General features: G+C 30.4%; 41 protein-coding genes. 38 read left to right on the forward strand and 3 right to left on the reverse strand.

Annotated features, from left to right (window positions below; genetic code table 11):
* Nucleotides 1–129 precede the first annotated feature (129 nt).
* Nucleotides 130–762 (reverse strand): cAMP-activated global transcriptional regulator CRP, encoded by a 633-nt coding sequence (crp, locus tag CRV12_RS02665; RefSeq protein ID WP_136131097.1) that lies wholly within the window; start codon nucleotides 760–762, stop codon nucleotides 130–132.
* A gap of 1461 nt (nucleotides 763–2223) precedes the next feature.
* Here crp and tusD point away from each other — a divergent pair.
* The 35 genes from tusD to rplQ all read left to right on the forward strand — a co-directional run bounded on the left by tusD (nucleotide 2224) and on the right by rplQ (nucleotide 21809).
* Nucleotides 2224–2610 (forward strand): sulfurtransferase complex subunit TusD, encoded by a 387-nt coding sequence (gene tusD / locus CRV12_RS02670; RefSeq protein WP_136131098.1) that lies wholly within the window; start codon nucleotides 2224–2226, stop codon nucleotides 2608–2610.
* Nucleotides 2610–2969, forward strand: a complete 360-nt coding sequence (tusC, locus tag CRV12_RS02675; protein WP_136131099.1) for a sulfurtransferase complex subunit TusC — start codon at nucleotides 2610–2612, stop codon at nucleotides 2967–2969. The genes tusD and tusC overlap by 1 nt, the downstream gene beginning before the upstream one ends.
* Nucleotides 2970–2981: 12 nt before the next feature.
* Entirely contained in the window at nucleotides 2982–3275 is a 294-nt protein-coding gene (tusB, locus tag CRV12_RS02680; protein WP_136131100.1) for a sulfurtransferase complex subunit TusB, read from the forward strand.
* A gap of 94 nt (nucleotides 3276–3369) precedes the next feature.
* Nucleotides 3370–3744, forward strand: coding sequence for a 30S ribosomal protein S12 (gene rpsL / locus CRV12_RS02685; RefSeq protein ID WP_136131101.1), 375 nt, complete (start codon nucleotides 3370–3372; stop codon nucleotides 3742–3744).
* Between the two features lie 78 nt (nucleotides 3745–3822).
* Nucleotides 3823–4293, forward strand: coding sequence for a 30S ribosomal protein S7 (gene rpsG / locus CRV12_RS02690; protein WP_136131102.1), 471 nt, complete (start codon nucleotides 3823–3825; stop codon nucleotides 4291–4293).
* Nucleotides 4294–4382: 89 nt separating this feature from the next.
* Entirely contained in the window at nucleotides 4383–6491 is a 2109-nt protein-coding gene (fusA, locus tag CRV12_RS02695; RefSeq protein ID WP_136131103.1) for an elongation factor G, read from the forward strand.
* Nucleotides 6492–6541: 50 nt separating this feature from the next.
* The gene (gene tuf / locus CRV12_RS02700) at nucleotides 6542–7726 is read left to right on the forward strand and encodes an elongation factor Tu (RefSeq protein ID WP_136131104.1); all 1185 of its coding nucleotides are present in this window, start codon (nucleotides 6542–6544) and stop codon (nucleotides 7724–7726) included.
* 456 nt (nucleotides 7727–8182) lie between these two features.
* Nucleotides 8183–8494: a 30S ribosomal protein S10 gene (gene rpsJ / locus CRV12_RS02705; protein WP_136131105.1), complete on the forward strand. Its 312-nt coding sequence runs from the start codon at nucleotides 8183–8185 to the stop codon at nucleotides 8492–8494.
* Between the two features lie 26 nt (nucleotides 8495–8520).
* On the forward strand, nucleotides 8521–9150 hold the full coding sequence (rplC, locus tag CRV12_RS02710) for a 50S ribosomal protein L3 (RefSeq protein ID WP_136131106.1): 630 nt from the start codon (nucleotides 8521–8523) through the stop codon (nucleotides 9148–9150).
* A gap of 10 nt (nucleotides 9151–9160) precedes the next feature.
* Nucleotides 9161–9766: a 50S ribosomal protein L4 gene (gene rplD / locus CRV12_RS02715; protein ID WP_136131107.1), complete on the forward strand. Its 606-nt coding sequence runs from the start codon at nucleotides 9161–9163 to the stop codon at nucleotides 9764–9766.
* The gene (rplW, locus tag CRV12_RS02720) at nucleotides 9763–10074 is read left to right on the forward strand and encodes a 50S ribosomal protein L23 (RefSeq protein ID WP_136131108.1); all 312 of its coding nucleotides are present in this window, start codon (nucleotides 9763–9765) and stop codon (nucleotides 10072–10074) included. The genes rplD and rplW overlap by 4 nt, the downstream gene beginning before the upstream one ends.
* Nucleotides 10075–10102: 28 nt before the next feature.
* Nucleotides 10103–10924, forward strand: coding sequence for a 50S ribosomal protein L2 (rplB, locus tag CRV12_RS02725; protein WP_136131109.1), 822 nt, complete (start codon nucleotides 10103–10105; stop codon nucleotides 10922–10924).
* 24 nt (nucleotides 10925–10948) lie between these two features.
* Nucleotides 10949–11224 carry a 30S ribosomal protein S19 gene (gene rpsS, locus CRV12_RS02730; protein WP_136131110.1) on the forward strand — a complete coding sequence of 92 codons (276 nt, stop codon included), beginning with the start codon at nucleotides 10949–10951 and terminating at the stop codon, nucleotides 11222–11224.
* 14 nt (nucleotides 11225–11238) lie between these two features.
* Nucleotides 11239–11571, forward strand: coding sequence for a 50S ribosomal protein L22 (rplV, locus tag CRV12_RS02735; protein WP_136131111.1), 333 nt, complete (start codon nucleotides 11239–11241; stop codon nucleotides 11569–11571).
* A gap of 17 nt (nucleotides 11572–11588) precedes the next feature.
* The gene (gene rpsC / locus CRV12_RS02740) at nucleotides 11589–12287 is read left to right on the forward strand and encodes a 30S ribosomal protein S3 (RefSeq protein WP_136131112.1); all 699 of its coding nucleotides are present in this window, start codon (nucleotides 11589–11591) and stop codon (nucleotides 12285–12287) included.
* An 11-nt stretch (nucleotides 12288–12298) separates the two neighbouring features.
* Nucleotides 12299–12712 carry a 50S ribosomal protein L16 gene (gene rplP / locus CRV12_RS02745; RefSeq protein ID WP_136131113.1) on the forward strand — a complete coding sequence of 138 codons (414 nt, stop codon included), beginning with the start codon at nucleotides 12299–12301 and terminating at the stop codon, nucleotides 12710–12712.
* Nucleotides 12712–12909: a 50S ribosomal protein L29 gene (gene rpmC / locus CRV12_RS02750; protein ID WP_136131114.1), complete on the forward strand. Its 198-nt coding sequence runs from the start codon at nucleotides 12712–12714 to the stop codon at nucleotides 12907–12909. The genes rplP and rpmC overlap by 1 nt, the downstream gene beginning before the upstream one ends.
* Nucleotides 12902–13156 (forward strand): 30S ribosomal protein S17, encoded by a 255-nt coding sequence (rpsQ, locus tag CRV12_RS02755; RefSeq protein WP_136131115.1) that lies wholly within the window; start codon nucleotides 12902–12904, stop codon nucleotides 13154–13156. Before rpmC ends, rpsQ begins: the two co-directional genes overlap by 8 nt.
* 149 nt (nucleotides 13157–13305) lie before the next feature.
* Nucleotides 13306–13677: a 50S ribosomal protein L14 gene (gene rplN / locus CRV12_RS02760; protein WP_136131116.1), complete on the forward strand. Its 372-nt coding sequence runs from the start codon at nucleotides 13306–13308 to the stop codon at nucleotides 13675–13677.
* A gap of 13 nt (nucleotides 13678–13690) precedes the next feature.
* Nucleotides 13691–14005 (forward strand): 50S ribosomal protein L24, encoded by a 315-nt coding sequence (gene rplX, locus CRV12_RS02765; protein ID WP_136131117.1) that lies wholly within the window; start codon nucleotides 13691–13693, stop codon nucleotides 14003–14005.
* Nucleotides 14006–14019: 14 nt separating this feature from the next.
* Nucleotides 14020–14559, forward strand: coding sequence for a 50S ribosomal protein L5 (rplE, locus tag CRV12_RS02770; protein ID WP_136131118.1), 540 nt, complete (start codon nucleotides 14020–14022; stop codon nucleotides 14557–14559).
* A gap of 17 nt (nucleotides 14560–14576) precedes the next feature.
* Nucleotides 14577–14882, forward strand: coding sequence for a 30S ribosomal protein S14 (gene rpsN, locus CRV12_RS02775; protein WP_136131119.1), 306 nt, complete (start codon nucleotides 14577–14579; stop codon nucleotides 14880–14882).
* Between the two features lie 31 nt (nucleotides 14883–14913).
* The gene (gene rpsH, locus CRV12_RS02780; protein WP_136131120.1) at nucleotides 14914–15306 is read left to right on the forward strand and encodes a 30S ribosomal protein S8; all 393 of its coding nucleotides are present in this window, start codon (nucleotides 14914–14916) and stop codon (nucleotides 15304–15306) included.
* 12 nt (nucleotides 15307–15318) lie between these two features.
* Nucleotides 15319–15852, forward strand: coding sequence for a 50S ribosomal protein L6 (rplF, locus tag CRV12_RS02785; RefSeq protein WP_136131121.1), 534 nt, complete (start codon nucleotides 15319–15321; stop codon nucleotides 15850–15852).
* Nucleotides 15853–15862: 10 nt separating this feature from the next.
* A complete protein-coding gene (gene rplR, locus CRV12_RS02790; protein ID WP_136131122.1) occupies nucleotides 15863–16219 on the forward strand; it encodes a 50S ribosomal protein L18 in 357 nt (118 codons plus the stop codon).
* A gap of 12 nt (nucleotides 16220–16231) precedes the next feature.
* Complete coding sequence (gene rpsE, locus CRV12_RS02795) at nucleotides 16232–16747, forward strand: 30S ribosomal protein S5 (RefSeq protein ID WP_136131123.1); 516 nt, start codon at nucleotides 16232–16234, stop codon at nucleotides 16745–16747.
* Nucleotides 16748–16749: 2 nt separating this feature from the next.
* Entirely contained in the window at nucleotides 16750–16932 is a 183-nt protein-coding gene (rpmD, locus tag CRV12_RS02800) for a 50S ribosomal protein L30 (RefSeq protein WP_136131124.1), read from the forward strand.
* A gap of 5 nt (nucleotides 16933–16937) precedes the next feature.
* Entirely contained in the window at nucleotides 16938–17372 is a 435-nt protein-coding gene (gene rplO / locus CRV12_RS02805) for a 50S ribosomal protein L15 (protein ID WP_136131141.1), read from the forward strand.
* A gap of 7 nt (nucleotides 17373–17379) precedes the next feature.
* Nucleotides 17380–18708, forward strand: coding sequence for a preprotein translocase subunit SecY (gene secY, locus CRV12_RS02810; RefSeq protein ID WP_136131125.1), 1329 nt, complete (start codon nucleotides 17380–17382; stop codon nucleotides 18706–18708).
* 37 nt (nucleotides 18709–18745) lie between these two features.
* Nucleotides 18746–18862: a 50S ribosomal protein L36 gene (rpmJ, locus tag CRV12_RS02815; RefSeq protein WP_136131126.1), complete on the forward strand. Its 117-nt coding sequence runs from the start codon at nucleotides 18746–18748 to the stop codon at nucleotides 18860–18862.
* Nucleotides 18863–18959: 97 nt separating this feature from the next.
* Entirely contained in the window at nucleotides 18960–19316 is a 357-nt protein-coding gene (rpsM, locus tag CRV12_RS02820; protein WP_136131127.1) for a 30S ribosomal protein S13, read from the forward strand.
* Between the two features lie 15 nt (nucleotides 19317–19331).
* Complete coding sequence (gene rpsK, locus CRV12_RS02825) at nucleotides 19332–19721, forward strand: 30S ribosomal protein S11 (RefSeq protein ID WP_136131128.1); 390 nt, start codon at nucleotides 19332–19334, stop codon at nucleotides 19719–19721.
* A 32-nt stretch (nucleotides 19722–19753) separates the two neighbouring features.
* The gene (gene rpsD, locus CRV12_RS02830) at nucleotides 19754–20374 is read left to right on the forward strand and encodes a 30S ribosomal protein S4 (protein ID WP_136131129.1); all 621 of its coding nucleotides are present in this window, start codon (nucleotides 19754–19756) and stop codon (nucleotides 20372–20374) included.
* A gap of 25 nt (nucleotides 20375–20399) precedes the next feature.
* On the forward strand, nucleotides 20400–21386 hold the full coding sequence (locus CRV12_RS02835; protein WP_136131130.1) for a DNA-directed RNA polymerase subunit alpha: 987 nt from the start codon (nucleotides 20400–20402) through the stop codon (nucleotides 21384–21386).
* Nucleotides 21387–21422: 36 nt separating this feature from the next.
* Nucleotides 21423–21809: a 50S ribosomal protein L17 gene (gene rplQ / locus CRV12_RS02840; RefSeq protein WP_136131131.1), complete on the forward strand. Its 387-nt coding sequence runs from the start codon at nucleotides 21423–21425 to the stop codon at nucleotides 21807–21809.
* 74 nt (nucleotides 21810–21883) lie between these two features.
* On the opposite strand, the gene fmt is transcribed toward rplQ, so the two are convergent.
* On the reverse strand, nucleotides 21884–22831 hold the full coding sequence (fmt, locus tag CRV12_RS02845; RefSeq protein WP_241973770.1) for a methionyl-tRNA formyltransferase: 948 nt from the start codon (nucleotides 22829–22831) through the stop codon (nucleotides 21884–21886).
* Nucleotides 22832–22843: 12 nt separating this feature from the next.
* Complete coding sequence (def, locus tag CRV12_RS02850; RefSeq protein ID WP_136131133.1) at nucleotides 22844–23365, reverse strand: peptide deformylase; 522 nt, start codon at nucleotides 23363–23365, stop codon at nucleotides 22844–22846.
* Between the two features lie 444 nt (nucleotides 23366–23809).
* Here def and CRV12_RS02855 point away from each other — a divergent pair, with 444 nt between their 5' ends.
* The 3 genes from CRV12_RS02855 (at nucleotide 23810) to aroE (ending at nucleotide 25975) form a co-directional block, all read left to right on the forward strand.
* Nucleotides 23810–24286, forward strand: a complete 477-nt coding sequence (locus CRV12_RS02855) for a DUF494 family protein (protein ID WP_136131134.1) — start codon at nucleotides 23810–23812, stop codon at nucleotides 24284–24286.
* A 303-nt stretch (nucleotides 24287–24589) separates the two neighbouring features.
* Nucleotides 24590–25162: an L-threonylcarbamoyladenylate synthase type 1 TsaC gene (gene tsaC, locus CRV12_RS02860; RefSeq protein WP_136131135.1), complete on the forward strand. Its 573-nt coding sequence runs from the start codon at nucleotides 24590–24592 to the stop codon at nucleotides 25160–25162.
* 3 nt (nucleotides 25163–25165) lie between these two features.
* Complete coding sequence (gene aroE / locus CRV12_RS02865; protein ID WP_136131136.1) at nucleotides 25166–25975, forward strand: shikimate dehydrogenase; 810 nt, start codon at nucleotides 25166–25168, stop codon at nucleotides 25973–25975.
* Nucleotides 25976–26135: the final 160 nt, after the last annotated feature.

Genomic DNA, 26135 nt, shown 5'->3' on the forward strand with positions numbered 1-26135 from the left:
TACCAATAAATAAAATTATCTTTAGTATTTTAAGTGCAATATCATCTATAAGTTAACATAATATATATTTTTCCGATTTTATAAAAAGATAATAACGGCATACTATCTTAATTTATGCCGTTATTTAATTTATCTAGTGCCATAAACAACTATTTTTTTACCATGTGCAGAAATTAATTGTTTATTTTCTAAAATTTTTAAAATACGACCTACAGTTTCACGTGAACAACCAACTATTTGGCCAATTTCTTGTCTAGTAATTTTAATTTGCATTCCATCAGGATGTGTTATAGCATCTGGCTGTTTAGCTAAACTAAGAAGTGTTTGAGTAATACGTCCAGTTACGTCCAAAAATACAAGGTTACCAACTTTTTCAGAAGTTGATTGCAAGCGCATTGCTAATTGTGATGATAATCTCATTAATATTTCTGGATTTAATTGAATTAATTGAATAAATTTTTTATAAGAAATTTCGGCTATTTCGCATGCGGTTTTTGCACGTACCCAAGCACTGCGGTTTTGATTTTTGCTAAAAAACGCTATTTCACCAATAAAATCACCTTTATTTAAATATGAAAGAATCATTTCTTTACCTTCTTTATCTTTAATTACGACTACAATTAATCCTTTTAAAATATAATAAAGAGTTTCAGCTTTTTCTCCTTTATGAATTAGCGTACTCTTAGAAGGATACTTATGGATGTGGCAATGCGATAGAAACCATTCAATTGTAATGTCTGTTTTTGGTTTGCCGAAAACCATTCGATAATATCCTCGTATATCATTCTTAAAATAGGTAAGATGAAAATAATTTATTATTTACGTTAAGTAATGAGAATTTAACTCTTTATCTTTAATAAAAAATTTATATTAAATTTTAATAATTCATATGTTTTTTTTGTCATTGCTGGATACATAATAATAGTATTTGTTATTTAACAATTAATTTTATAATTCTGAATCTATTTATACAACAATATCCTATTGATCTTCTTCATTATTTATTTGTAAACAATACTATTAAATTTTTATAATAAGTAACGTAGCACATTTATTAATAGTGACATCGGAAACTATTCTATGAAGAATAAGAGTATTTAAAAAATAAATTAAATATAATTATAGTAACTTTTATAAACAAATAGTAAATAATCATAAAAATGATTATAAATATGTATAACATTAATAGTAATTTAATAATTTTTTAACTTAAATATTAATAAATTACATTATTTACTTTTACAAACTAATATTTTTTTTAAAGTAAATTATGTTGTTTTTTAACAGTAATATAAAAATATTGTTAGTATGTCTTGCTATTTATTCTCTAGTATAAGATATTATATGAATTGTCATTTTTTTAATAATTCATGATTATTATCTAGTTCATCATAAAATCATTAATATTCAATCTGTAAAAGATTGAATATTTTTATATGTTTAATTAAAAATATTTATAAATTTTTCTTTTCAATGTATAAATATTATATGTGTTGAAAATATTTTTTATTCTTAGTAAAATACCACTTGATATGAGTAATATAAATATCTAATAGTAATGTTATGTGTTTTATTGTTAAGTATTATTTCTGTATCATATGAAACAAAATGAATCATTTCTATTAATGTTTAATTATTTTAATAAACAATCTATTTAAATGATGTTTGTTGTTAAGGCAATAATATATTTATTAAAAGTAAATATATTATTGCTTGAAATCGATATCACTGTATTTATTAAAATCGGTTATTATTTATAATTTTTATAATATGGAATTTAAAATTAATTATTAAGAATCAAAATTTTTAAAAACTGGAAGGAAGATTGTATTTTAATCAATACAAAAAACATGATACTAGCGAATATTTATTTTTATAAATCATCGTTATTAACTTATCTAACGTAGTATATAATGACTACGTATTCTTGCTAATAATGTTTACATAAAATATAATTTTAATAAAAATATGCTTTTTTGATATACCATAATCAAACATAATTTTAATATTACAAAATATTAAAAATTCTACTACATAAATATGATACTAGAATAGTCTATTTTGAAATTATTATTGATTTTTGGTATATTTATGAATCAATATTGATATTGAAATTACTTAATATTAAGTAATATTTTAAATTAACAAATATTTTTATGATAAATTGTTATTTTTTAGAAAAATTATTATAAAATCAATGTACTAAAAAGGTATCAGTTTTGAATGAATTATAATGTATTAGTAACAGGACCGCCATTTGGTACTCAGCATGCAACTAGTGCATTACTTTTTTCTCGTGCAATTTTAAAAGCAGGACATAAGTTAAAAAACATTTTTTTCTATAGAGAAGGTGTGTTAAATGCTAATCAATTTATCATAATTCCTAAAAATGAATTTAACTTAATACAAGCATGGCAAGATCTTAATACAAAAGAGGGTGTTGTTCTGAACATATGTATTTCATCAGCTTTTTATCGTGGTATATTAAATGCACAAGAAGCTGAATATCGATATTGCTCATCAGGTAATCTTCAACCTGGTTTTAATTTCAGCGGATTAAGATCGTTTGCAGAATCAATTCTAGATTGTGACAGAGTAGTGCAATTTTAATGAATCGCGTAGCTTTTATATTTTACCATATGCCTTATGGTAGTAGTGCAGGTATAGAAGGACTTAATGCTGCGCTAGCCGTTGGTAAATTAAGTAAAGATATAGGAATTTTTTTTATTGGTGATGGTGTATTACAACTAAATGTTAATCAACGTCCTGAAATAATTTTCAATCGTTATTACGCTACTACTTTTTGTGTTTTGAATTTATATGATATTAAAAAATATTATTTATGTTTAGATTCATTAATGGAACGTGGTTTATCAATTGAAGAATTTCATATGTTAGACATTAAAATAATTGATTCAATAACACTACGTAAAAAATTAGTGAGTTATGATCATGTACTTACCTTTTAGAAATTAAAAAAAATGCTTCATACTTTAATGAATTCTCCTTCTTATAGTGATTTTAATACACTATTACTAATGATAAATATTGAAGATGATATTCTTTTATTACAGGATGCCGTTATAGGTGCAATACAAGGTAATTTAATAATAGAGAAAATATTAGAAACTAATAAATCCATTATGATATGGGTATTAGAAGAAGATCTGGTAGCAAGAGGGTTAATTAAACAAATTTCAACTAAAGTAAATTTAGTGAACTATAATGGTTTTGTTAAGTTAACAGAAAAACATCAACAACAAATACTTTGGTAATTTAATAATATTTTATTGATTTTGAATTATTTTTTATGTTCAATCAATATAATTTAATCATAAAGCTAAAAAAGTAAATCTGGGAGCTATTGTAATGGCAACAATTAATCAACTGGTGCGTAAACCCCGTATTCGTAAAACTACTAAAACTAATGTACCAGCACTAGAATCGTGTCCGCAAAAAAGAGGTGTATGCACTCGAGTATATACAACTACACCAAAAAAACCAAATTCTGCTTTACGGAAAGTTTGTAGAGTTAGGTTGACTAATGGTTTTGAAGTTACTTCTTATATAGGTGGTGAAGGACATAATCTACAGGAACATTCCGTAGTTCTGATACGTGGAGGTCGAGTTAAAGATTTACCAGGAGTGCGTTACCATACAATTAGAGGAGCTTTAGATTGTGCTGGTGTTAAAGATCGTAAGCAATCTCGTTCTAAATACGGCATGAAAAAACCAAAGTCTTAATTTTACTTTTTTAATTAAGAAAATATTAATTAATTTTTAATTATCACTAAAAATAAAAAAATTAAACGGAGCATTTTTATGCCACGTCGTCGTGTTATAAGTCAGCGTAAAATTTTACCCGATCCTAGATTTAAATCTGAATTATTAGGTAAGTTTATAAATATTTTAATGATAGATGGTAAAAAGTCTATTTCTGAATCTATAGTTTATTCTGCTCTTGAAGCATTATCAAAGAAGTTTAGTAAAAATGAAATAGATACTTTTGAAACAGCTCTTGAAAATGTACGTCCAGTTATTGAAGTTAAATCACGTCGTGTAGGAGGTTCTACATATCAGGTACCTGTAGAGGTACGTCCAGTTAGAAGAAATGCGTTAGCAATGCGTTGGATAATAGCTGCTGCTAGAAAAAGAACGGATAAATCAATGATTCTTAAATTAATAAATGAGCTTGCAGATGCTATAGAAAACAAGGGTACAGCAGTAAAAAAACGCGAAGAAGTTCATCGTACAGCAGAAGCAAATAAGGCATTTGCTCACTATCGTTGGTAAAAAATAGATATTTAATTTGTTATTACAGTAAATTTTAAACATTTGCTTGTCTCAAATTACTTTGACAGTATTGTAATCAGAGGAATTAAATGGCTCGTATAACACCTATTACACATTACCGTAATATCGGTATTAGTGCACATATTGATGCCGGTAAAACAACTACCACTGAACGTATCTTATTTTATACAGGAATTAATCATAAAATAGGAGAGGTACATGATGGTGCAGCTACCATGGACTGGATGGCCCAAGAACAAGAAAGAGGTATTACTATTACTTCTGCTGCTACTACTACATTTTGGTCAGGTATGGCTAATCAGTTTGATCCTCACCGTATTAATATTATTGATACTCCTGGACATGTTGATTTTACCATAGAAGTAGAACGTTCTATGCGTATTCTTGACGGTGTAGTTATGGTTTACTGTGCGGTCGGTGGTGTTCAACCTCAATCAGAAACTGTATGGCGGCAAGCGAATAAATATAAAGTTCCTCGTATTGCATTTATTAATAAAATGGATCGTATGGGTGCTAATTTTTTAAATGTTATTAAACAGCTGAAAACTCGATTAGGAGCTAATCCTATTCCTATACATTTACCAATTGGCTCTGAAGAAAAATTTATAGGTATTATTGATTTAATTAAAATGAAAGCTATTTATTGGAATGATGAAGATCAAGGGTTGACATTTAAATACAAAGAAATTCCAACTAATATGTTAAATTTAACTAAAGAATGGCGTCAAAATTTAATTGATTCAGCTGTTGAATCATCCGACCAATTAATGGAAAAGTATTTTAATAGTGAAATAATTACAGAAGAAGAAATTAAATGTTCTTTGCGTAAACGGGTATTAAAAAACGAAATAGTATTAGTTACTTGTGGTTCAGCATTTAAAAATAAAGGTGTTCAATCTATGTTGGATGCTGTTATAGAATATCTCCCTGCACCAACAGATATTTCTGCTGTTAAAGGATTATTAGATAGCAACAAAGATAGTATTATTATACGTCAACCTAATGATAAAGAACCATTTTCTGCTTTAGCATTTAAAATAGCAACCGATCCATTTGTTGGTAATTTAACATTTTTTCGAGTTTATTCAGGAGTAGTTAGTTCAGGTGATGCTGTATTAAATTCTGCTAAATCTCACAGAGAACGTTTTGGTCGTATTGTTCAGATGCATGCTAATAAAAGAGAGGAAATTAAAGAAGTTCGAGCAGGAGATATAGCAGCTGCTATAGGACTTAAAGATGTAATGACGGGTGATACTTTATGTGATCCTAATTCACCCATAGTACTTGAACGCATAAAATTTCCTGAGCCTGTTATATCGATTGCTCTTGAACCAAAAACTAAAGTTGATCAAGAAAAGATGAGTGTAGCATTGAGTCGTTTAGCTAAAGAAGATCCATCTTTTCGTGTCTGGACTGATGAAGAATCTAATCAAACTATTGTAGCTGGTATGGGTGAATTACATTTAGATATAATAGTTGATCGCATGAAACGAGAATTTAATGTTGGAGCTAATATAGGAAAACCGCAAGTAGCTTATAGGGAAACAATTCGTGAAAAAATTATAAATGTTGAAGGTAAATATATAAAACAATCTGGTGGACGTGGTCAATATGGTCATGTAGTAATTGATCTTTACCCATTAGCAACTAAAAACAAAGAATACGAATTTATTAATGATATTAAAAGCGGCACTATTCCTAATGAATATATACCAGCAGTTGATAAGGGTATTCAAGAACAGTTAAAATCAGGACCATTAGCTGGTTATCCAGTAGTTGACTTAGGTGTACGTTTACACTTTGGTTCTTATCATGATGTAGATTCTTCAGAACTGGCTTTTAAATTAGCCGCATCTCTAGCATTTAAAGATGGATTTAAAAAAGCTAAGCCTGTTTTACTTGAGCCAATCATGAAAGTTGAAGTCGAGGCGCCAGAAGAAAATACAGGAGATGTTATTGGAGACTTAAGCAGTCGTCGCGGTATTTTAAGGGGACAAGAATCAAATTCAATGGGTGTAATTATTTACTCTGAAGTACCTTTATCGGAAATGTTTGGTTATGCAACGCAGTTACGTTCATTAACTAAAGGTCGTGCTTCTTACTCCATGGAGTTTTTGAGGTACGACGAAGCGCCCAATAACATCGCTCAGGCTATTATTGAAGCTCGTGGTAAATAAAAGCTAAGTTTATTTTTAAATAAAAGATATTATAGTTAAGGAATCTAGACATGGCAAAAGAGCAATTTCAACGAAATAAATTGCACATAAATGTAGGTACTATTGGTCATGTTGATCATGGCAAAACTACTTTGACTGCAGCAATTACAACTGTTTTATCTAAAAAATACGGTGGTCAAGCTTGTGCCTTTGATCAAATTGATAATGCACCAGAAGAAAAAGCACGTGGCATAACTATTAATACTTCTCATGTTGAATACGAAACTTTAACTCGTCATTATGCACATGTTGATTGTCCTGGTCACGCTGATTATGTAAAAAATATGATTACTGGTGCTGCACAAATGGACGGAGCAATTTTAGTTGTTGCTGCAACTGACGGTCCAATGCCACAAACTCGTGAACATATCCTATTAGGCCGTCAAGTAGGTGTACCTTATATAATTGTATTTTTAAACAAATGTGATTTAGTAGATGATGAAGAACTGTTAGAATTAGTTGAAATGGAAGTACGTGATTTATTATCACAATATGATTTTCCAGGAGATAGTACTCCAATTATTCGTGGTTCTGCCTTGAAAGCATTAGAAGGTGAATCAGAATGGGAAGATAAAATTATGGAATTGGCTAATTACCTGGATAATTATATTCCAGAACCGATACGTGCAATTGATTTACCTTTCTTATTACCAATTGAAGATGTATTTTCAATATCCGGTAGAGGTACAGTTGTCACTGGTCGTGTTGAACGTGGCAGTATAAAAGTTGGTGATGAAGTAGAAATTATAGGGATTAAACCAACTGTAAAATCAACATGTACTGGAGTTGAGATGTTTCGTAAACTATTAGATCAGGGACAGGCTGGAGAAAATTGTGGTATTTTATTAAGAGGTATTAAGAGAGAAGATATTCAACGTGGTCAAGTTCTAGCAAAACCTAATACTATTAAACCACATATTAAATTCGAATCAGAAGTCTATGTTTTATCTAAGGAAGAAGGAGGTCGTCATACACCCTTTTTTAAGGGTTATCGCCCTCAGTTCTATTTTCGTACTACTGATGTTACTGGTTCTATAGATCTTCCAGAGGGTATAGAAATGGTAATGCCAGGTGATAATATTAAAATGTTAGTTACTTTAATACATCCTATTGCAATGGATGAAGGTTTACGTTTTGCTATTCGTGAAGGCGGTAAAACTGTTGGTGCAGGTGTTGTTTCTAAGGTTATTAATTAATTTTAAGTGGCCGTGGGAACGGCCGCTATAATCAATTTTTAGTTAAAAGATATATAATATTAAATATAATTTGGTATATTATTATGAATACAGTTTAGATTTTTATATTAATTATTTGAATAATAAGATTTGTATTTAAATTAAATCAATATAATATTTAAGTTTATATATTGTATTAATCTTTAAAAGATACAAAAACATTTTCGTATGCTTATCGTATAAATAACATAATTATTCATTTAAAGTAAAATATAATACTTATTGATTATTTGATAAATATGCGTATAATATCTCGATAGTTGTCTGAATCTGTTTTCAGATAATTAGATATTGATAATTTTTGTGATATTTCTTTTAACACACAGTTTTAACATGCAGTAATGTAGGGTGATTACAATCTTTCCGATTAGTAATTAATTTAAATTATATTTTATAGAAATTTGGGAGCTCTGGTCCATGCAGAACCAAAGAATCCGTATACGTCTTAAAGCATTTGATCATCGTTTAATAGATAGATCAACTGCAGAAATAGTTGAGACTGCTAAGCGCACGGGTGCGCAGGTTCGTGGTCCAATCCCATTACCAACCCGAAAAGAGCGCTTTACTGTTACGATTTCTCCACATGTTAATAAAGATGCACGTGATCAATATGAAATTCGTACCCATCAACGTTTAGTAGATATCGTTGAACCAACTGAAAAAACTGTCGATGCTCTTATGCGTCTAGACCTAGCTGCCGGGGTTGATGTGCAGATCAGTTTAGGTTGATCTGTTATGATAGAGAGGTTGAATTGATGATTGGATTAATTGGTAGAAAAATAGGAATGACTCGCATTTTTACCAAAGAAAGTATTTCAGTTCCTATAACGGTCATAGAAATTAAAGACAATCACGTTATTCAAATTAAAAATCTTGAAAATGATGGTTATCAGGCAATTCAAGTTACGACTGGCAACAAAAAATCAAATCATACAACCAAGGCTGAAGTTGGTCATTTTAGAAAAGCTATGGTTGAAGTTGGTCGTGGTCTATGGGAATTTCGTTTTGATAAAAATGAAGTATATTCTTTAGGACAAAAAATTAGCATAGATTTTTTTTGTGGTCTTAAAAAAGTTGATATAACAGGTATATCTAAGGGTAAAGGTTTTGCTGGTACAGTTAAGAGATGGAATTTTCGTACTCAAGATGCTGCGCATGGTAATTCATTATCTCATCGTGTTCCTGGTTCTATAGGTCAGAATCAAACACCGGGTAAAGTATTTAAAGGTAAGAAAATGGCAGGTCAATTAGGTAAAGAACGCGTAACTATTCAAAGTTTAGATGTAATATGTGTTGATATTGAGCGTAATTTATTATTAGTTAAAGGTGGTGTTCCAGGTGCTATCGGCGGTGATTTAATTATTAAACCAGCTATTAAGATGTAGGAGAGTAGCAATGGAATTAGTATTGCAAGATACTCAGGGTACTGTAAACGTTTCTGAAACTACTTTTAATCAAATTTTCAATGAAGCGTTAATTCATCAAGTAGTTGTAGCTTATGCATCAGGTGCTCGCCAAGGAAGTCGTGCACAAAAAAACAGATCTGAAGTAAGTGGTTCAGGCAAAAAACCTTGGCGCCAGAAAGGAACAGGAAGGGCTCGTGCAGGATCTTTAAGAAGTCCAATTTGGCGTTCTGGTGGTGTGACTTTCGCAGCAAAACCTAAAAGTTATAATCAAAAAGTTAATAAAAAGATGTATCGAGGAGCATTAAAAAGTATATTTTCTGAATTAATACGTCAAAATAGATTAATAATTTTTGATAGGTTTATTGTGGAATTACCTAAAACTAAATTATTGTTAAAAAAGATAAAAGATTTAGTAGCAAAAAATATTCTTATAATAACTAGCACCTTCGATAAAAATTTATTTTTATCTGCTCGTAATCTATATAGGGTTAATGTGAAAACTACATTTAGTATTGATCCCATGAGTTTAATTGCTTCTGATAAAGTTATTGTAACAGCTGATGCAATAAAACAAATAGAGGATATGTTAGAATGATTTATAAAGAACGTTTTTTTAAGGTAATACGCAAACCACATTCTTCTGAAAAAGCATCTTCTTTAGTTAAGAAAAAAAATACAATTGTACTTAAAGTTGCTAAAGATGCTAATAAAAAAGAAATTATTTCAGCTGTTGAAAATATTTTTGAAGTTAAAATTAAATCTATTAATACTTTAATTGTTAAGGGTAAAATTAGCAATATTAAAAATAAAAAAAAACATGCTGTCCGTCATGAAGATTGGAAAAAAGCTTATATTACTTTAAGAGAAGGCCAAAATTTGGATTTTATTAACGGCTCTGAATAATAGATTATCGGAAGGAAATACAATAATAATGGCAGTTATTAAATGCAAGCCAACATCTCCAGGTCGTAGGCATATGGTAAAAGTAGTAGATTCATCTCTTTATAAAGGAAAACCATTTACTCATTTATTAGCAAAAAAGGTTAAATCTGGAGGACGTAACAATAATGGTAGAATCACCACACGTCATATCGGTGGTGGTCATAAACAAAATTACCGTTTAATAGATTTTAATAGAAATAAAGATAATATTTCTGCATTAGTAGAACGCTTAGAATATGATCCGAATCGTTCTGCAAATATAGCTTTAATTTTATATAAAGATGGTGAACGTCGTTATATTTTAGCTGCTAAAGGTTTGAAAATTGGTGATAAAATACAATCAGGTGTTAATGCTTTAATTAAATTAGGTAATACACTTCCAATACAAAATATTCCGGTGGGTTCTATTGTTCATAATGTAGAAATGAAACCAGGTAAAGGTGGTCAACTTGCTCGTTCTGCTGGTTCCTATGCCCAAATAGTAGCAAAAGAAAATGCTTATGTTACTTTACGTTTACGTTCAGGAGAGATACGTAAAGTTGAATCTCAATGTCGTGCTACTATAGGAGAAGTTGGTAATGCTCAGCATATGTTACAAACCTTTGGTAAGGCTGGTGCATCTCGTTGGCGAGGTATTCGTCCTACTGTACGCGGAACAGCAATGAATCCAGTAGATCATCCACATGGTGGTGGAGAAGGTCGAAATTTTGGAAAACACCCTGTTACTCCATGGGGTAAGCAAACTAAGGGTAAAAAAACCCGTAACAATAAACGTACTGATAAATTTATCATACATCGACGCAATAAATAATATTATAATAAAGGATACACACATATGCCACGTTCTCTCAAAAAAGGTCCTTTTATAGACCTACATTTACTTAACAAAGTAGAGAAAGCAGTGGAAAATGGTGATAAAAAACCCTTACGTACTTGGTCACGTCGCTCAACAATTTTTCCTAAAATGATTGGACTAACTATAGCTGTTCATAATGGTCGTCAGCATATTCCTATTTTCATTTCAGATGAAATGGTAGGTCATAAATTAGGTGAGTTTGCTCCAACTCGTACTTATCGTGGTCATACATCAGATAAAAAAGTTAAAAAATAAAGTAGGGGGAAAAAGTGGAAAGTATTGCTAGATATCGCCGTGCACGTTCTTCTGCTCAAAAAGTAAGATTAGTAGTTAATTTGATTCGTGGTAAAAAGGTATCAGAAGCCCTGAATATTTTATCATACAATCATAAAAAGGCTGCTTCATTGGTTAAAAAAGTCCTAGAATCTGCTATTGCTAACGCTGAACATAATGATGGTTCTGATATTGATGAACTAAAAATTAAAAAAATTTCAGTAGATGAAGGACCTACTATGAAAAGAATGATGTTACGTGCTAAAGGTCGTTCAGATCGTATTGCAAAGCGTACTAGCCACATCACTGTAGTTGTATCTAATCGCTGAAATACGGAGTATTAGTAATGGGTCAAAAGGTGCATCCAAACGGGATGAGATTAGGTATTGTAAAACCATGGAATTCTACTTGGTTTGCAAATACAAAAGAATTTGCAAACAATTTAGAAAATGATTATAAGGTACGTCAATTCCTTATTAAAAAATTAGCTAAAGCATCAATCTCTCGTATAGTAATTGAAAGGCCAGCTAAAAGTATACGCGTAACTATACATACTGCTCGTCCGGGCATTGTTATTGGCAAAAAAGGCGAAGATGTAGAAAAATTACGGATGTATATAGCAAATATTTCTGGTGTTCCTACACAAATTAATATTTCTGAAGTGTGTAAACCGGAATTAGATGCAAAATTAGTAGCTAATAGTATTACTTCACAACTAGAACGCCGTGTTATGTTTCGTAGGGTAATGAAAAGAGCTGTTCAAAATGCTATACGTTTAGGTGCTAAAGGTATTAAGGTTGAAATTAGTGGTAGATTAGGAGGTTCGGAAATAGCTCGTACGGAATGGTATCGTGAAGGACGTGTACCATTACATACTTTGCGTGCTGATATTGATTACAATATTGCTGAAGCGCATACTACGTATGGTGTAATTGGTGTAAAAGTATGGATTTTTAAAGGTGAAATTTTAGGAAATATAACTGCTATAGAACAATTAGAACAAAAAAATCACAATAAAAAACAACAGCGTAAAAACCGTAAGTAAGGAGAGTCGCTGTGTTACAACCAAAACGCACAAAATTTCGTAAAGTACAGAAGGGTAGGAATCGTGGTTTAGCTACAAGAACTGAAATTAGTTTCGGTATGTTTGGTTTAAGAGCGATTGAGCGTGGTCGTATAACATCCAGACAAATTGAAGCTGCACGTCGTGCTATGACTCGTGCTGTTAAAAGGCAAGGTAAAATATGGATTCGTATATTTCCAGATAAACCAATAACAGAAAAACCCTTAGAAGTACGCATGGGTAAAGGTAAAGGAAATGTAGAGTATTGGGTTGCTATGATTCAACCAGGTAAAATTCTTTATGAAATAGATAGTAGTGTAAATGAAGAACTAGCCCGTGGGGCATTTAAATTGGCAGCTGCAAAGCTACCTATAAAAACTATCTTTGTAACTAAAACGGTAATGTAATGAAAGTGACAAAGCTGCGTAAAAAAAATATTAAAGAACTTAATACTGAGTTATTTAGTTTATTACGTGAAGAATTTAATTTACGTATGCAAGCAGCATCTGGTCAATTACAGCAAACGAGTTTGTTGAAACAAGTACGTCGTAATATTGCACGAGTTAAAACTTTAATGACTGAAAAGGCTGTTTGTAATGACTAATAAAATCCGTACAATACAAGGTCGTGTAATTAGTAATAAAATGCAAAAATCTGCTGTTATTGCTATTGAACGACTTATAAAGCACACTATCTATGGTAAATTTATTAAACGCACTACTACTATACATATTCATGATGAAGAAAACATATGTCAACTTAATGATATTGTAGAGATTTGTGAATGCCGTCCATTATCTAAAAATAAATCTTGGATATTAGTGCGTATAATAGAAAAAGCTATTCCTTAAAAACGTGCTCTATATTAGAATCTATAATATAGATGAACGGCTCCAGAGGGTCGTTCATTTTTTTCCATAATTAGTATATTATATTGATAAGTTAATAATTGTTAATATTTAAATATTAATTAACTAATATATTTATGGAGCATTTAACAATGATCCAAGAACAAACTATATTGAGTGTTGCTGATAATTCCGGTGCTCGAAGTGTAATGTGTATCAAAGTTTTGGGTGGTTCACATCGTCGTTATGCAAAAATTGGTGATGTAATTAAAATTACTATTAAAGAAGCTATTCCTCGTGGTAAAGTGAAAAAAGGTGAGGTTTTAAAAGCAGTCGTAGTTCGTAGTAAGAAAGGTGTTCGTCGACAGGATGGTTCCATAATTCGTTTTGATAGTAATGCTTGTGTTATTTTAAATAATAATAATGAACAGCCAGTTGGTACACGTATTTTTGGACCAGTAACACATGAACTTCGTACTGAAAAATTCATGAAAATTATTTCTTTAGCACCTGAAGTGCTTTAAATTGGGGTAAATAATGGCAACGAAAATTCGTCGTAACGATGAAGTTATTATTTTGACTGGTAAAGAAAAAGGTAAAAGAGGCAAAGTTAAAAATGTTTTAATTTCTGGTAAAATTATTGTGGATGGAATTAATTTAATAAAAAAACATCAAAAACCTATTTCATCACTTAATAAACCAGGTGGTATCTTTGAAAAAGAAGCTGCAATCCAAATTTCAAATGTTGCTATTTTTAATGTAAATACAGGTAAGGCGGACCGTATAGGTTTTAGATTTGAAGATGGGAAAAAAGTTCGTTTCTTTAAGTCTAGTAATGAAGTTATTAAGTAAGTTGGAGTAGAATTATGTCGAAATTGCATGATTATTATAAAAATGAGGTAGCCCAGAAACTAATGACAAAGTTTGGCTACAAATCTGTCATGCGAGTACCTCAGATAAAGAAAATTACATTAAATATGGGTGTAGGAGAAGCAGTTACTGATAAAAAATTTTTAGATAGTGCTATATCAGATTTAATAGCAATTTCAGGACAAAAACCACTCATTACTAAGGTGAGAAAATCAGTTGCTGGGTTTAAAATTCGTCAAGGGTATTCTATTGGTTGTAAAGTGACATTACGTGGGAAACGGATGTGGGAGTTTTTTGAACGGTTAATTGTTGTTGTTATACCACGTATTCGTGATTTTCGTGGTTTATCTGTTAAATCATTTGATGGTTTTGGTAATTATAATATAGGTATACGTGAACAAATTATATTTCCTGAAATTAGTTACGATACAATGAATCGTATTCGTGGTTTAGATATTGCTATTAGCACCACTGCAAGATCTGATAATGAAGGTTTGGAGTTGCTTACAGCATTTAATTTTCCATTTCGTAAATAATCAAGGTAATTAACTATATGGCTAAACAATCGATGAAAGCAAGAGAAATTAAACGTATAAAATTAGCAGATAAATTATTTATAAAACGTAATAAACTTAAAGTATTAATTTCTGATATTAATATTTCGGATAAAATTCGCTGGGATGCTATTTTAAAATTGCAAGGATTTCCTCGTGATTCCAGTCCTTCACGTCAACGTAATCGTTGCCGTCAAACAGGTCGGCCTAGGGGTTTTTTACGTAAGTTTGGATTAAGTCGTATAAAAGTTAGGGAAGCAGCAATGCGTGGTGATATTCCAGGCCTTAAAAAGGCTAGTTGGTAATAAAACCTAGTAAGATTAAAGGAGAAAATTAATGAGTATGCAAGATCCTATAGCTGATATGCTAACTAGAATACGTAATGGTCAATCTTCTTATAAGAATACTATTAGTATGCCTGCTTCTAAGTTAAAATTGTCAATTGCTAAAGTTTTTAAAGAAGAAGGTTATATTGAGGATTTTAAAATTATCGGTGATTCTAATATACAATTAGAACTTACTTTAAAGTATTTTAAAGGTAAACCAGTTTTAGAAAAAATTCATAGAGTGAGTAGACCAGGTTTACGTGTATATAAGAAAAAAGATGAGCTTCCAAAAATAATGGATGGCATGGGTGTTGCTGTTATTTCTACATCTCAAGGTGTTATGAGTGACAGCATGGCACGTCATATAGGTCTAGGCGGTGAAATTATCTGTTATGTAGCATAATTGGAGGATTTGATGTCTCGTATTGCTAAAACACCTATTATTATTCCTATTGGTGTAAAGATAACACTCAATGGTCAATTAATTTCAATAAAAGGTAAAAATGGAACTCTGAATCGCGTTATAAATAATGCTGTTGAAATAAAACATATAGACAATACTTTGACTTTTAATCCATATAAAAATTTTATTGATGGTTGGGCACAAGCAGGTACATCGCGTTCAATAATCAATGCAATGATTATTGGAGTAAATGATGGTTTTATTAAAACACTACAATTAGTTGGTGTAGGATATCGTGCATCTGTTAAAAATAATATAATAACTTTATCTTTAGGTTTTTCACATACTATAAATCATTTATTACCAGTTGGTATTTCTGCAGAATGTCCAAATCAGACTGAAATTGTTTTAAAAAGTGCTGATAAGCAATTAATAGGCCAAGTAGCTGCTGACTTGCGTTCTTATCGTCCTCCTGAACCTTATAAAGGTAAAGGTATTTGTTATTCCAATGAAAAGGTACGTATAAAAGAAGCTAAAAAGAAGTAAGGTAATATTCATGAATAATAAAAAATCCGCTCGCATTCGCCGTGGTAAAAATACAAGATATAAGCTCAGGGAGTTAGGTGCTATTCGTTTAGTTGTACATCGTACTCCTCGTCATATATATGCACAGGTAATTAACTCAAAAGATTCTAAGGTTTTAATTGCTGCTTCTACATTAGAAAAAATTATTAATGAACAAATTCAATATACTGGTAATAAAAAAGCTGCCATTATTGTAGGCAGAGTTGTTGCAGAACGTGCAATAAAAAAAGGTATTACCAGTGTTTCTTTCGATCGATCTGGTTTTAAGTATCATGGTCGTATCCAAGTATTAGCGGATGCTGCTCGTGAAGTAGGGCTGCAGTTTTAATGGGTATTTAATATGGCAAATATCGAAAAACAAACAGGTGAGTTACAAGAAAAATTAGTTGCTGTAAATCGCGTATCTAAAACTGTTAAAGGTGGTCGTGTTTTTTCTTTTACTGCGTTAACTGTAGTAGGTGATGGTAATGGTCGTGTAGGTTTTGGATATGGTAAAGCACGTGAAGTTCCAGCAGCAATTCAAAAAGCAATGGAAAAAGCAAGACGTAATATGATTAGTGTAATACTAAATAATGGTACTTTACAACATTCTGTTAAAGGTAACCATACCGGTTCTAAAGTTTTTATGCAACCAGCTTCAAAAGGTACTGGCATTATAGCTGGAGGTGCAATGAGAGCTGTACTTGAAGTTGCTGGTGTTTATGATGTTCTTGCTAAAACTTATGGTTCTACTAATCCAATTAATGTAATTCGTGCTACTATGAAGGGTTTAAGTAACATGAGTTCTCCTGAAGTAATTGCCGCTAAACGTGGTATATCATTACAAAAAAGTAAGTTAATAGAAAAAATGGGGTAACAATGGATAAAATGATAAAAATAACTCAAGTGCGTAGTTCCATTGGTCGTATACCTAGTCATAAAAGCACTCTTATTGGTTTGGGTTTACGTCATATTGGTCATACTGTTGAACGTGAAGATACCAAATCTATACGTGGGATGATTAATGTTATTTCATATATGGTTAAAATAAATAAAAAATGAACAATTTGCACTTAAATACTTTATCTCCAGCTTTAGGATCTAAACGTGTTAAAAAACGTGTAGGTCGTGGTATAGGTTCTGGTTTTGGCAAAACATGTGGTAGAGGTCATAAAGGTCAAAAATCCCGTTCAGGAGGTAATATTAATCGTGGTTTTGAGGGTGGTCAAATGCCAATTTATCGTCGTTTGCCAAAATTTGGTTTTATATCTAGAAAAAAATTTCTTCATAAAGAAATTCGTCTTATTGATTTGATTAAAGTTAAAGATAATATTATAAATTTAAATACATTAAAAGACTTTAATATTATTAGCAGCCATATCACATCTGTTAAGATAATTTGTTCTGGTAGCATTTCTATACCAAAAACAATTTGTGGTTTAAATGTTACTAAAGGTGCTCGAAAAGCTATTGAAGATGTAGGTGGAAAAGTTGAGGATTAAGTACTAAATGACAAAACACTTGGGATTAGATTTCAAAAATACCAAAAATAGTTTAAGTCAATTAAAATATAGACTATTGTTTTTATTGCTTAGTTTAATTGTATTTCGTATTGGTTCTTTTATTCCAATTCCTGGTATTGATGCAAAGATATTTACAAAAATACTTGAACAACAGCGCGGAACAATAATTGATATGTTTAATATGTTTTCTGGCGGATCATTAAGTCGGGCTTCTATATTTGCATTAGGCATTATGCCTTATGTTTCTGCATCAATTGTTATTCAATTATTAACTATAGTGCACCCTTCATTATCAGAAGTTAAAAAAGAAGGAGAGGCAGGTCGTCGTAAAATTAATAAATATACACGATATTGCACTTTAATATTAGCGATAATTCAATCAATAGGTATCGCTACTGGTTTACCAAATATGTTAGGTGTACACAATTTATTATTGAAACCTAGTTTGCCATTTTATATAACAGCCATTATAAGTTTAGTAACAGGCACTATTTTTTTAATGTGGTTAGGTGAGCAAATTACCGAAAAAGGTATTGGTAATGGTATTTCTATTATTATTTTTGCAGGAATAATTGCGGGCTTACCACCAGCAATAGGACATACTATTGAGCAAGCAAGACAAGGTGAATTACATGTTTTTCTATTGTTATTAATTTTACTATTTATATTTGCAATAACATATTTTGTGATTTTTATTGAACGTGGTCATCGTCGTATATTAGCAAATTATGCAAAACGTCAACAAGGACGTCGTATGTATGCAGCACAGTGTACTCACTTACCGTTAAAAGTAAATATGGCTGGTGTTATTCCTGCTATTTTTGCTTCTAGTATAATCCTATTTCCTGCAACTATGGCATCATGGTTTGGGAACAATAATCATTGTAAATGGTTAACGACAGTTTCGTTGTATTTACAACCAGGGAGACCATTTTATGTATTAATATATGCTAGTGCAATTATCTTTTTCTGTTTTTTTTATACAGCGTTAGTTTTTAATCCTCGTGAAACAGCAGATAATTTAAAAAAATCCGGTGCTTTTATACCTGGTATTCGTCCAGGAGAACAAACAGCAAAATATATTAATAAGGTAATGACACGTTTAACTTTAGTAGGCGCTTTTTATATAACTTTTATTTGCCTTGTTCCCGAATTTATGCGTATTTTTATGAAAGTACCGTTTTATTTTGGTGGAACATCATTACTGATTGTAGTTGTAGTTATTATGGATTTTATGTCACAAATACAAACATTAATGATGACAAACCAGTACGATCTTGCACTGAAAAAAGCCAACCTTAAAGGATCCAATTAAAAAGATGTTATGTATTTATATAGAGGAATAATATCTAATGAAAGTTCGTGCTTCTGTTAAAAAGTTGTGTCGGAGTTGTAAAATTATTCGTCGTCATGGTATTGTTCGTGTAATTTGTACAGTTGATTCTAAACATAAACAACGTCAAGGTTAATATGTTGATATTTAAAACTTATACATAAGATATGTAGCATAGTTTAAATCACGTTTAATTAAAAAATTAATTAATTATAAATTTATAGGAGAAAAAATTGGCTCGTATAGCAGGAATAAATATTCCTGATAAAAAACATACTGTTATGGCATTAACTGCAATATTTGGTATTGGTAAAGTTCGTTCTAAAAGAATTTGTGCTGTTACTGGTATTAGTGAAAATATTAAAATAAGTGAATTATCAGAAAAACAAATAGATCAATTACGTGATGAAGTTGCTAAGTTTGTTATTGAAGGTGATTTACGCCGTGAAGTTAATATGAGTATTAAGCGATTGATTGATTTAGGATGTTATCGTGGTTTACGTCATCGTCGTAGTCTTCCGGTTCGTGGTCAACGTACTAAAACTAATGCACGTACACGCAAAGGTCCTCGTAAACCAATAAAGAAATAATCGAGATAATTAAAAATGGCAAAGGCACTAGCACGTACACGCAAGCGCGTAAAAAAACAAATTTTAGATGGTGTGGCTTATATCCATGCTTCTTTTAACAATACTATTGTTACAATTACTGATCGCCAAGGTAACGCACTTGGTTGGGCAACAGCAGGTGGATCAGGTTTTCGTGGTTCACGTAAATCTACTCCTTTTGCAGCTCAAGTAGCTGCAGAACGTTGTGCAGAAGCAGTAAAAGATTATGGCATTAAAAATTTAGAAGTTATGGTAAAAGGTCCTGGTCCAGGTCGCGAATCAACTATTCGTGCTTTAAATACATTTGGTTTCCGAATTTTGAATATTGTTGATATGACTCCCATTCCTCACAATGGTTGTCGTCCGCCAAAAAAACGTCGTGTATAAGCACTTATTTTATAGAATAGCTGGAGAAAACAATGGCAAGATATTTAGGGCCTAAGCTCAAGCTGAGCCGACGTGAAGGTACTGACTTATTCCTTAAGTCCGGTGTTAGATCGATTGATTCTAAATGCAAAATTGAACAAGCCCCTGGTCAGCATGGTGTACGTAAACCACGTTTGTCTGATTATGGTGGTCAATTGCGTGAAAAACAAAAAGTTCGTCGTATTTACGGTGTTCTTGAACGTCAGTTTCGTAATTATTATAAAAAAGCCGCACGTTTGAAAGGTAATACCGGTGAAAACTTATTAGTTCTTTTAGAAAGTCGCTTAGATAATGTGGTTTATCGTATGGGATTTGGAGCTACTCGTGCAGAAGCTCGTCAGTTAATAAGTCATAAATCTGTTTTAGTAAATGGCCGTTTCGTTAACATTGCTTCTTATCAGGTATATTCAAATGATGTTATTAGAATTTGTGATAAAGCTACAAAACAATCTCGTGTTAAAGCTGCTTTAGAAATATCTGAGCAAAATGAAAATCCAAATTGGCTAGAAGTAGATATAAAAAAGATGGAAGGTATTTTTAAACGTTTTCCCAAACGTGATGATTTATCTACAGATATTAATGAACACCTGATTGTTGAGCTTTATTCTAAATAAAGTTTGGTAGCAAAGAGAGGATATAATGCAGGGTTCTGTAACAGAATTTCTAAAACCACGCCTGGTAGATATTGAACAACTTAGTTCAACCCAAGCTAGGGTAACTCTTGAACCATTAGAGCGTGGCTTTGGCCATACTCTTGGAAATGCACTTCGTCGTATTTTACTTTCGTCAATGCCAGGTTATGCAGTAACAGAAGTTGAAATTGATGGTGTATTACATGAATATAGTACTAAAGAAGGAGTACAGGAAGACGTCCTAGAAATTTTATTAAATCTTAAGGGACTGGTAGTAAAAGTTCAAGGGAAAGATGAAGTTATACTTACTTTAAATAAATCTGGTATTGGTCCTGTAACTGCAGCAGATATTACACGTGATAACCATGTAGAAATTATTCAGCCTCAACACATAATTTGTCATTTAACGGATAAAAACGCTATTATTAACATGCGGATAAAAATCCAACGTGGTCGTGGTTATGTACCAGCTTCTAATCGTATTCGTACAGAAGATGAACGTCCTATTGGTAGACTTTTGGTTGATGCTTGTTATAGTCCTGTAGACCGTATATCTTATAATGTTGAAGCAGCTCGTGTAGAACAGCGTACTGATTTAGATAAACTAATTATTGATATGGAAACAAATGGAACAATAGATCCTGAAGAAGCAATTCGTCGAGCTGCAACTATTTTAGTAGAACAGTTAGAAGCTTTTGTTGATTTACAGGATTTACGTCAACCTGAAATAAAAGAAGAAAAACCAGAATTTGATCCTCTTTTATTACGTCCTGTTGATGATTTAGAATTAACTGTTCGTTCTGCCAATTGTTTAAAAGCGGAAACTATTCATTATATTGGCGACTTAGTACAGCGTACTGAAGTTGAGTTGCTTAAAACACCAAATTTAGGTAAAAAATCTCTTACTGAAATCAAAGATATTTTAGCTTCACGTGGTTTATCTCTTGGTATGAGACTTGAAAATTGGCCACCTGAAAGTATCATAGACGAGTAATTATGGTAAAATTAATTTTTTTAAAAGGATAAAATCATGCGCCATCGTAAAAGCGGGCGTCAATTAAATAGGAATGAAAGCCATCGTAAAGCTATGTTCCGTAATATTACTGCTTCTTTAGTTCGTCATGAAATTATCAAAACAACTTTACTAAAAGCTAAAGAATTGCGTTGTATTGTTGAACCTTTAATTACTCTTGCTAAAAATGATAGCGTTTTTAATCGTCGCATGGCTTTCTCTTGCATTCGTGATAATGAAATTGTTTCAAAATTATTTAAGCAAATAGGTCCACGTTTTATAAATCGTTGTGGTGGTTATACTCGTATTTTAAAATGTGGTTTTCGTCCCGGCGATAAAGCGCCAATGGCATATATTGAGTTAATTGATCGTCCAAAAAATATTCAGACAAAAACTGATGGGTGATAATTTCAGTTTATAATAAAATAGAGTAAAAACTCATTATTAGATGGGTTTTTTACTCTTTTATCATTGATTGATTATTGTAATTGACTACCAGGTATAAACCATTCATAATGAGAATTGATTAAATCTTTAATTAACATTGGTTTTTTACCTTCAAATTGTATACAAATCAGGTTAAGTATCCCTATAGAAGTATTAACTTGAATTCCTTTATGCGTGATGTTAATAATCTCTCCTGGGTTTGTATATCTAATAGACATGTCATTTAATACATTCACTTTCCAAACTTTAATTAATTTATTTTTAATATAAAAAAAACTTATTGGCCATGGATTATAAGCACGAACACAACGATCTAATGTTTCTGCTGAAAGCATCCAATTAAGTTTTGCTTCTTTTTTATTAATTTTTTTAGCATAAGTAACTAATTTTTTATCCTGTTTTATAGAACAATTTATATTATTAGATAATTTAAATAATGTACTGATTAAACCCTTTAATCCTAATTGTGATAGTTTATCAGACAATGTTAAAGAGGTATCTTGTGAACTAATATCGCATTCAATTTGATATAGTATATTTCCTGTATCCAATCCTTCATTCATTTGTATAAGTGTTATTCCAGTTTTTTTATCTCCAGCTAAAATTGCTCTCTGTATAGGTGCTGCACCACGCCATCTAGGTAGTAAAGAAGCATGAACATTAATGCATCCTAAATATGGGATATTAAGAATATTAACTGGAATAATTAGTCCATAAGCTACTACAATCATTATATCTGCATTCAAATTGGCAATTATTTCTTCATATTGTTTTGAATTAAGTGAATCTGGTTGAAAAAATGGAATATTTTTATTTTGAGCAAAGATTTTAACTGGACTTGCAGTTAACTTTTGTCCTCTTCCAGCTGGACGATCAGGTTGAGTAAATATAGCTATTACCTGATGATCAGATTTAATAATATAGTTAAGATAAGATACAGCAAACTTAGATGTGCCAGCAAAAATAATTTTCAATTGTATTAGCCAAATTTATCATGTCATTATCTTTTTTTTATTTTTTTCTAACTTAGAAAGTTTTTCTAACTTAGTCTTAATTCTTGCACGTTTTAATGGAGACAAATAATCAATAAAAAGTTTACCGTTTAAATGATCTATTTCATGTTGTATGCATATTGATAATAGATCTCTAGTTTCTATTTTTAAAAAATTACCATAACGATCCAATGAGTGCACTGTAATAAATTCAGATCTTGATATAAACGCATGCTGTTTTGGAATTGATAAGCATCCTTCTTCTATCCCGGTTTTACCGGTTTGATTTAATAACTCTGGATTAATTAAAACTAGTTTATCTTTACGGCTTTCGGAAATATCAATAACTATAATTCGTTGATGAATATTTACTTGAGTGGCTGCTAAACCAATACCATTATTGGCATACATAGTTTCAAACATATCATCTATAACAAGTTGAATTTCTTTTATATTTTGAACTGGCAACGCTTTTTGTCTCAAACGAATATCTGGAAAATATAGCAAAGGCAAAACTGGCATAAATTTATCATTTTTTATAGTTTATTAAAGTTTTTAAATTTTCTGTTATACATTTAATTAATTATTGTATAAAACATTAATGATTGTAAAGAATTTAATGTGAAATATAAAGCAAATAATAATAATTATATTATATTTAAAAAAAAGTAACAAAAAAATTTTATAAAATAATTATTATAATTTAATTATTAATAGTAAATTATTATAAACAATCATATCAAATAAAAATATAACAGATTAAATATCATATTTACATACAAAACAAGTTATTTATCGTATAATTTTATGTAAACAATAGTAATGATTGTTTTTTATATGAATGTAATTTTATACTGTATGCGTGCTAACTTTATTACTGAATATACCGGACAATATATTATATATTTTTATGTTTATTAAAATTATTAATATTCGGTATATATGTCCAGTTAAGGAGGGCATGATATGTTTGATGTTATTATTTACTTATTTGAAACATATATATATAATAGCAGATTAGGTAAAAATATAGATGAAAATAAACTAAAAGATCACCTAAAAGATATTGGTTTTTACAGTGAAGATGTATATAATGCTTTGAAATGGCTAGAACAATTATCTTCATATCAAAAAAAATTTATTTCACCTATGTTAATCAATAATAATTCTTTATCTATGCGTATATATGCTGATGAAGAAAAAAAACGATTAGATATCGAAAGTAGGGGGTTTTTGCTCTTCTTAGAACAAATTAAAATCCTAAATTTAGAAACTAGAGAAATGGTAATTGATCGTGTAATGGCACTAGACAACCATGAATTTAAATTAGAGGATTTAAAATGGTTAGTATTAATGGTCTTATTTAATATTCCAGGATGTGAAAGTGCTTTTCAAGAAGTAGAACAATTACTATTTAATTCTAAAAGTAGCATAATACACTAATTTTTAAATTAATTGATAAAAGATGATATTTTATATATAAATTTCTAAACAATCAATAATACTTATGTTATAAATAATTGAAATTTATTTAAATTTAATTTGTTTAATTAAAAGGTATTTTTAAAAAAATAATACTAAAAATACTGTATGTAATTAAATTCTATAAATCATAGATATTTGTTGATGTGTTTTTTCTCTATAGATAATTTTAAATAAAAATTGTATATATTCTATTTATGTTAATGTATATAAATCATGAAAAATAATATATTATATAATTTTTTAAAATTAGACTCATATTATATGATTAAAAAAATTTTTTTTAATTCAATTCAAAATTGTATAGAAGAACTTAATCGAGGTGGTATAATTATTTATCCAACTGAAGCAGTATTTGGATTTGGGTGTGATCCTGAAAACGAAATTGCAGTAATGAAATTAATTCTTCTTAAAAATCGTTCAATAAATAAGGGTTTTATTTTAATAGCTGAAAATTATGACCAATTAAAAAAATATATTGCAGATTATAAAATTTCATCAATTCAACGTAAACATATGTTCTCTTATTGGCCTGGACCTACAACTTTTGTTGTACCAACTGTACCACAAACATATAAATGGTTAACTGGAAGATTTAATTCGTTGGCTGTTAGGGTTACTAATCACCCGAATGTCAAAGAACTTTGCAATAAATTTGGTAAACCAATAATATCAACAAGTGCTAATATTGCAAATCGTACTCCTTGTTATACGCCTCAAGAAGTTATAAAACAATTTGGTCAATCATTTCCAATTTTATTCGGTAATACTTGTGGTAGGAAACGTCCATCTGAAATTCGAAATATTATCACTGGAGATATAATACGTCAGGGATAATTCATGTTTAAATTTGCAGTTTTTGGTAATCCAATACACCATAGCAAATCTCCATTAATTCATAATGAATTTGCTAAACAAACAGGTATCAAACATACTTATGGATGTATCTGTGCTCCTACTGATGGATTTTTACAATCAATTTCTAATTTCTTTGCTAAGGGTGGTTTAGGAGCGAATGTAACTTTACCGTTTAAACAGCAAGCATATCAATTTGCTGATGAGCTTAGTGAAAGAGCCCATCTTGCTGGTGCTGTTAATACACTAAAAAAACAAATTAATAATAAAATTTTGGGAGATAATACTGATGGTATAGGCTTATTAAGCGATCTTCAAAGACTTAGAATGCTTAAAGCAAAAGATAAAATTCTTATAATAGGTGCTGGTGGTGCAGCTAGAGGAATTATTGCTCCTCTTTTACTTTTAGGATCTACATTAACAATAACCAACCGTACTGAAACTCGTGCGATAGAATTAGCTAAGCACTTTAAATATCATGGTAAAATTAATGTATGTAGTATTTATGAATTAGACAGTAAAAAATTTGATTTAATTATTAATGCTACTTCTAGCGGTTCTAGTGGACAAATACCAAAATTACCTATTGCTCTAATACATAAGCAAATATATTGCTATGATATGTTTTATCAAAAAGAATTAACACCTTTTTTATATTGGTGCAGCCAAAATGGTTGTAGTTGTTTATCTGATGGATTAGGTATGTTAATTTATCAAGCAGCACATGCATTTCAACTGTGGCATGGAATAATGCCAAATACTGCAAAATTATTTAAAATATTAAAACAAATATAAATTATTATTAAATAATACTATTATTTAATAATAATTAAAAACTTGACTAACAGACATAACAAAGTTAAGATAGCACTGCTGTTGTTCTTTAACAATTTATCAGACAACCTGTGTAGGTATTCGTAGAATTGTATCAATTTTTTTTAAAAACATGTTACAC

The sequence above is a fragment of the Candidatus Pantoea edessiphila genome (assembly GCF_002933315.1).
GTDB lineage: Bacteria > Pseudomonadota > Gammaproteobacteria > Enterobacterales > Enterobacteriaceae > Pantoea_C.

Bases quoted from the DNA above. Each gene is read 5' to 3' on its own strand.
- rplN (WP_136131116.1), top strand. From the start codon at position 13,306: ATGATCCAAGAACAAACTATATTGAGTGTTGCTGATAATTCCGGTGCT.
- rpsH (WP_136131120.1), top strand. From the start codon at position 14,914: ATGAGTATGCAAGATCCTATAGCTGATATGCTAACTAGAATACGTAAT.
- rpmD (WP_136131124.1), top strand. From the start codon at position 16,750: ATGGATAAAATGATAAAAATAACTCAAGTGCGTAGTTCCATTGGTCGT.
- rpsD (WP_136131129.1), top strand. From the start codon at position 19,754: ATGGCAAGATATTTAGGGCCTAAGCTCAAGCTGAGCCGACGTGAAGGT.
- rplD (WP_136131107.1), top strand. From the start codon at position 9,161: ATGGAATTAGTATTGCAAGATACTCAGGGTACTGTAAACGTTTCTGAA.
- rpsS (WP_136131110.1), top strand. From the start codon at position 10,949: ATGCCACGTTCTCTCAAAAAAGGTCCTTTTATAGACCTACATTTACTT.
- tusC (WP_136131099.1), top strand. From the start codon at position 2,610: ATGAATCGCGTAGCTTTTATATTTTACCATATGCCTTATGGTAGTAGT.
- tsaC (WP_136131135.1), top strand. From the start codon at position 24,590: ATGATTAAAAAAATTTTTTTTAATTCAATTCAAAATTGTATAGAAGAA.
- rpsQ (WP_136131115.1), top strand. From the start codon at position 12,902: ATGACTAATAAAATCCGTACAATACAAGGTCGTGTAATTAGTAATAAA.
- tusB (WP_136131100.1), top strand. From the start codon at position 2,982: ATGCTTCATACTTTAATGAATTCTCCTTCTTATAGTGATTTTAATACA.
- rpsN (WP_136131119.1), top strand. From the start codon at position 14,577: ATGGCTAAACAATCGATGAAAGCAAGAGAAATTAAACGTATAAAATTA.
- rpsG (WP_136131102.1), top strand. From the start codon at position 3,823: ATGCCACGTCGTCGTGTTATAAGTCAGCGTAAAATTTTACCCGATCCT.
- def (WP_136131133.1), bottom strand. From the start codon at position 23,365: ATGCCAGTTTTGCCTTTGCTATATTTTCCAGATATTCGTTTGAGACAA.
- rpmJ (WP_136131126.1), top strand. From the start codon at position 18,746: ATGAAAGTTCGTGCTTCTGTTAAAAAGTTGTGTCGGAGTTGTAAAATT.
- tusD (WP_136131098.1), top strand. From the start codon at position 2,224: ATGAATTATAATGTATTAGTAACAGGACCGCCATTTGGTACTCAGCAT.
- rplX (WP_136131117.1), top strand. From the start codon at position 13,691: ATGGCAACGAAAATTCGTCGTAACGATGAAGTTATTATTTTGACTGGT.
- rplQ (WP_136131131.1), top strand. From the start codon at position 21,423: ATGCGCCATCGTAAAAGCGGGCGTCAATTAAATAGGAATGAAAGCCAT.
- fusA (WP_136131103.1), top strand. From the start codon at position 4,383: ATGGCTCGTATAACACCTATTACACATTACCGTAATATCGGTATTAGT.
- rplF (WP_136131121.1), top strand. From the start codon at position 15,319: ATGTCTCGTATTGCTAAAACACCTATTATTATTCCTATTGGTGTAAAG.
- rplB (WP_136131109.1), top strand. From the start codon at position 10,103: ATGGCAGTTATTAAATGCAAGCCAACATCTCCAGGTCGTAGGCATATG.
- rplE (WP_136131118.1), top strand. From the start codon at position 14,020: ATGTCGAAATTGCATGATTATTATAAAAATGAGGTAGCCCAGAAACTA.
- rplW (WP_136131108.1), top strand. From the start codon at position 9,763: ATGATTTATAAAGAACGTTTTTTTAAGGTAATACGCAAACCACATTCT.
- CRV12_RS02855 (WP_136131134.1), top strand. From the start codon at position 23,810: ATGTTTGATGTTATTATTTACTTATTTGAAACATATATATATAATAGC.
- crp (WP_136131097.1), bottom strand. From the start codon at position 762: ATGGTTTTCGGCAAACCAAAAACAGACATTACAATTGAATGGTTTCTA.
- rpsK (WP_136131128.1), top strand. From the start codon at position 19,332: ATGGCAAAGGCACTAGCACGTACACGCAAGCGCGTAAAAAAACAAATT.
- rpsJ (WP_136131105.1), top strand. From the start codon at position 8,183: ATGCAGAACCAAAGAATCCGTATACGTCTTAAAGCATTTGATCATCGT.
- rplC (WP_136131106.1), top strand. From the start codon at position 8,521: ATGATTGGATTAATTGGTAGAAAAATAGGAATGACTCGCATTTTTACC.
- rpsL (WP_136131101.1), top strand. From the start codon at position 3,370: ATGGCAACAATTAATCAACTGGTGCGTAAACCCCGTATTCGTAAAACT.
- rpmC (WP_136131114.1), top strand. From the start codon at position 12,712: ATGAAAGTGACAAAGCTGCGTAAAAAAAATATTAAAGAACTTAATACT.
- rpsC (WP_136131112.1), top strand. From the start codon at position 11,589: ATGGGTCAAAAGGTGCATCCAAACGGGATGAGATTAGGTATTGTAAAA.
- CRV12_RS02835 (WP_136131130.1), top strand. From the start codon at position 20,400: ATGCAGGGTTCTGTAACAGAATTTCTAAAACCACGCCTGGTAGATATT.
- rplR (WP_136131122.1), top strand. From the start codon at position 15,863: ATGAATAATAAAAAATCCGCTCGCATTCGCCGTGGTAAAAATACAAGA.
- aroE (WP_136131136.1), top strand. From the start codon at position 25,166: ATGTTTAAATTTGCAGTTTTTGGTAATCCAATACACCATAGCAAATCT.
- secY (WP_136131125.1), top strand. From the start codon at position 17,380: ATGACAAAACACTTGGGATTAGATTTCAAAAATACCAAAAATAGTTTA.
- rpsE (WP_136131123.1), top strand. From the start codon at position 16,232: ATGGCAAATATCGAAAAACAAACAGGTGAGTTACAAGAAAAATTAGTT.
- tuf (WP_136131104.1), top strand. From the start codon at position 6,542: ATGGCAAAAGAGCAATTTCAACGAAATAAATTGCACATAAATGTAGGT.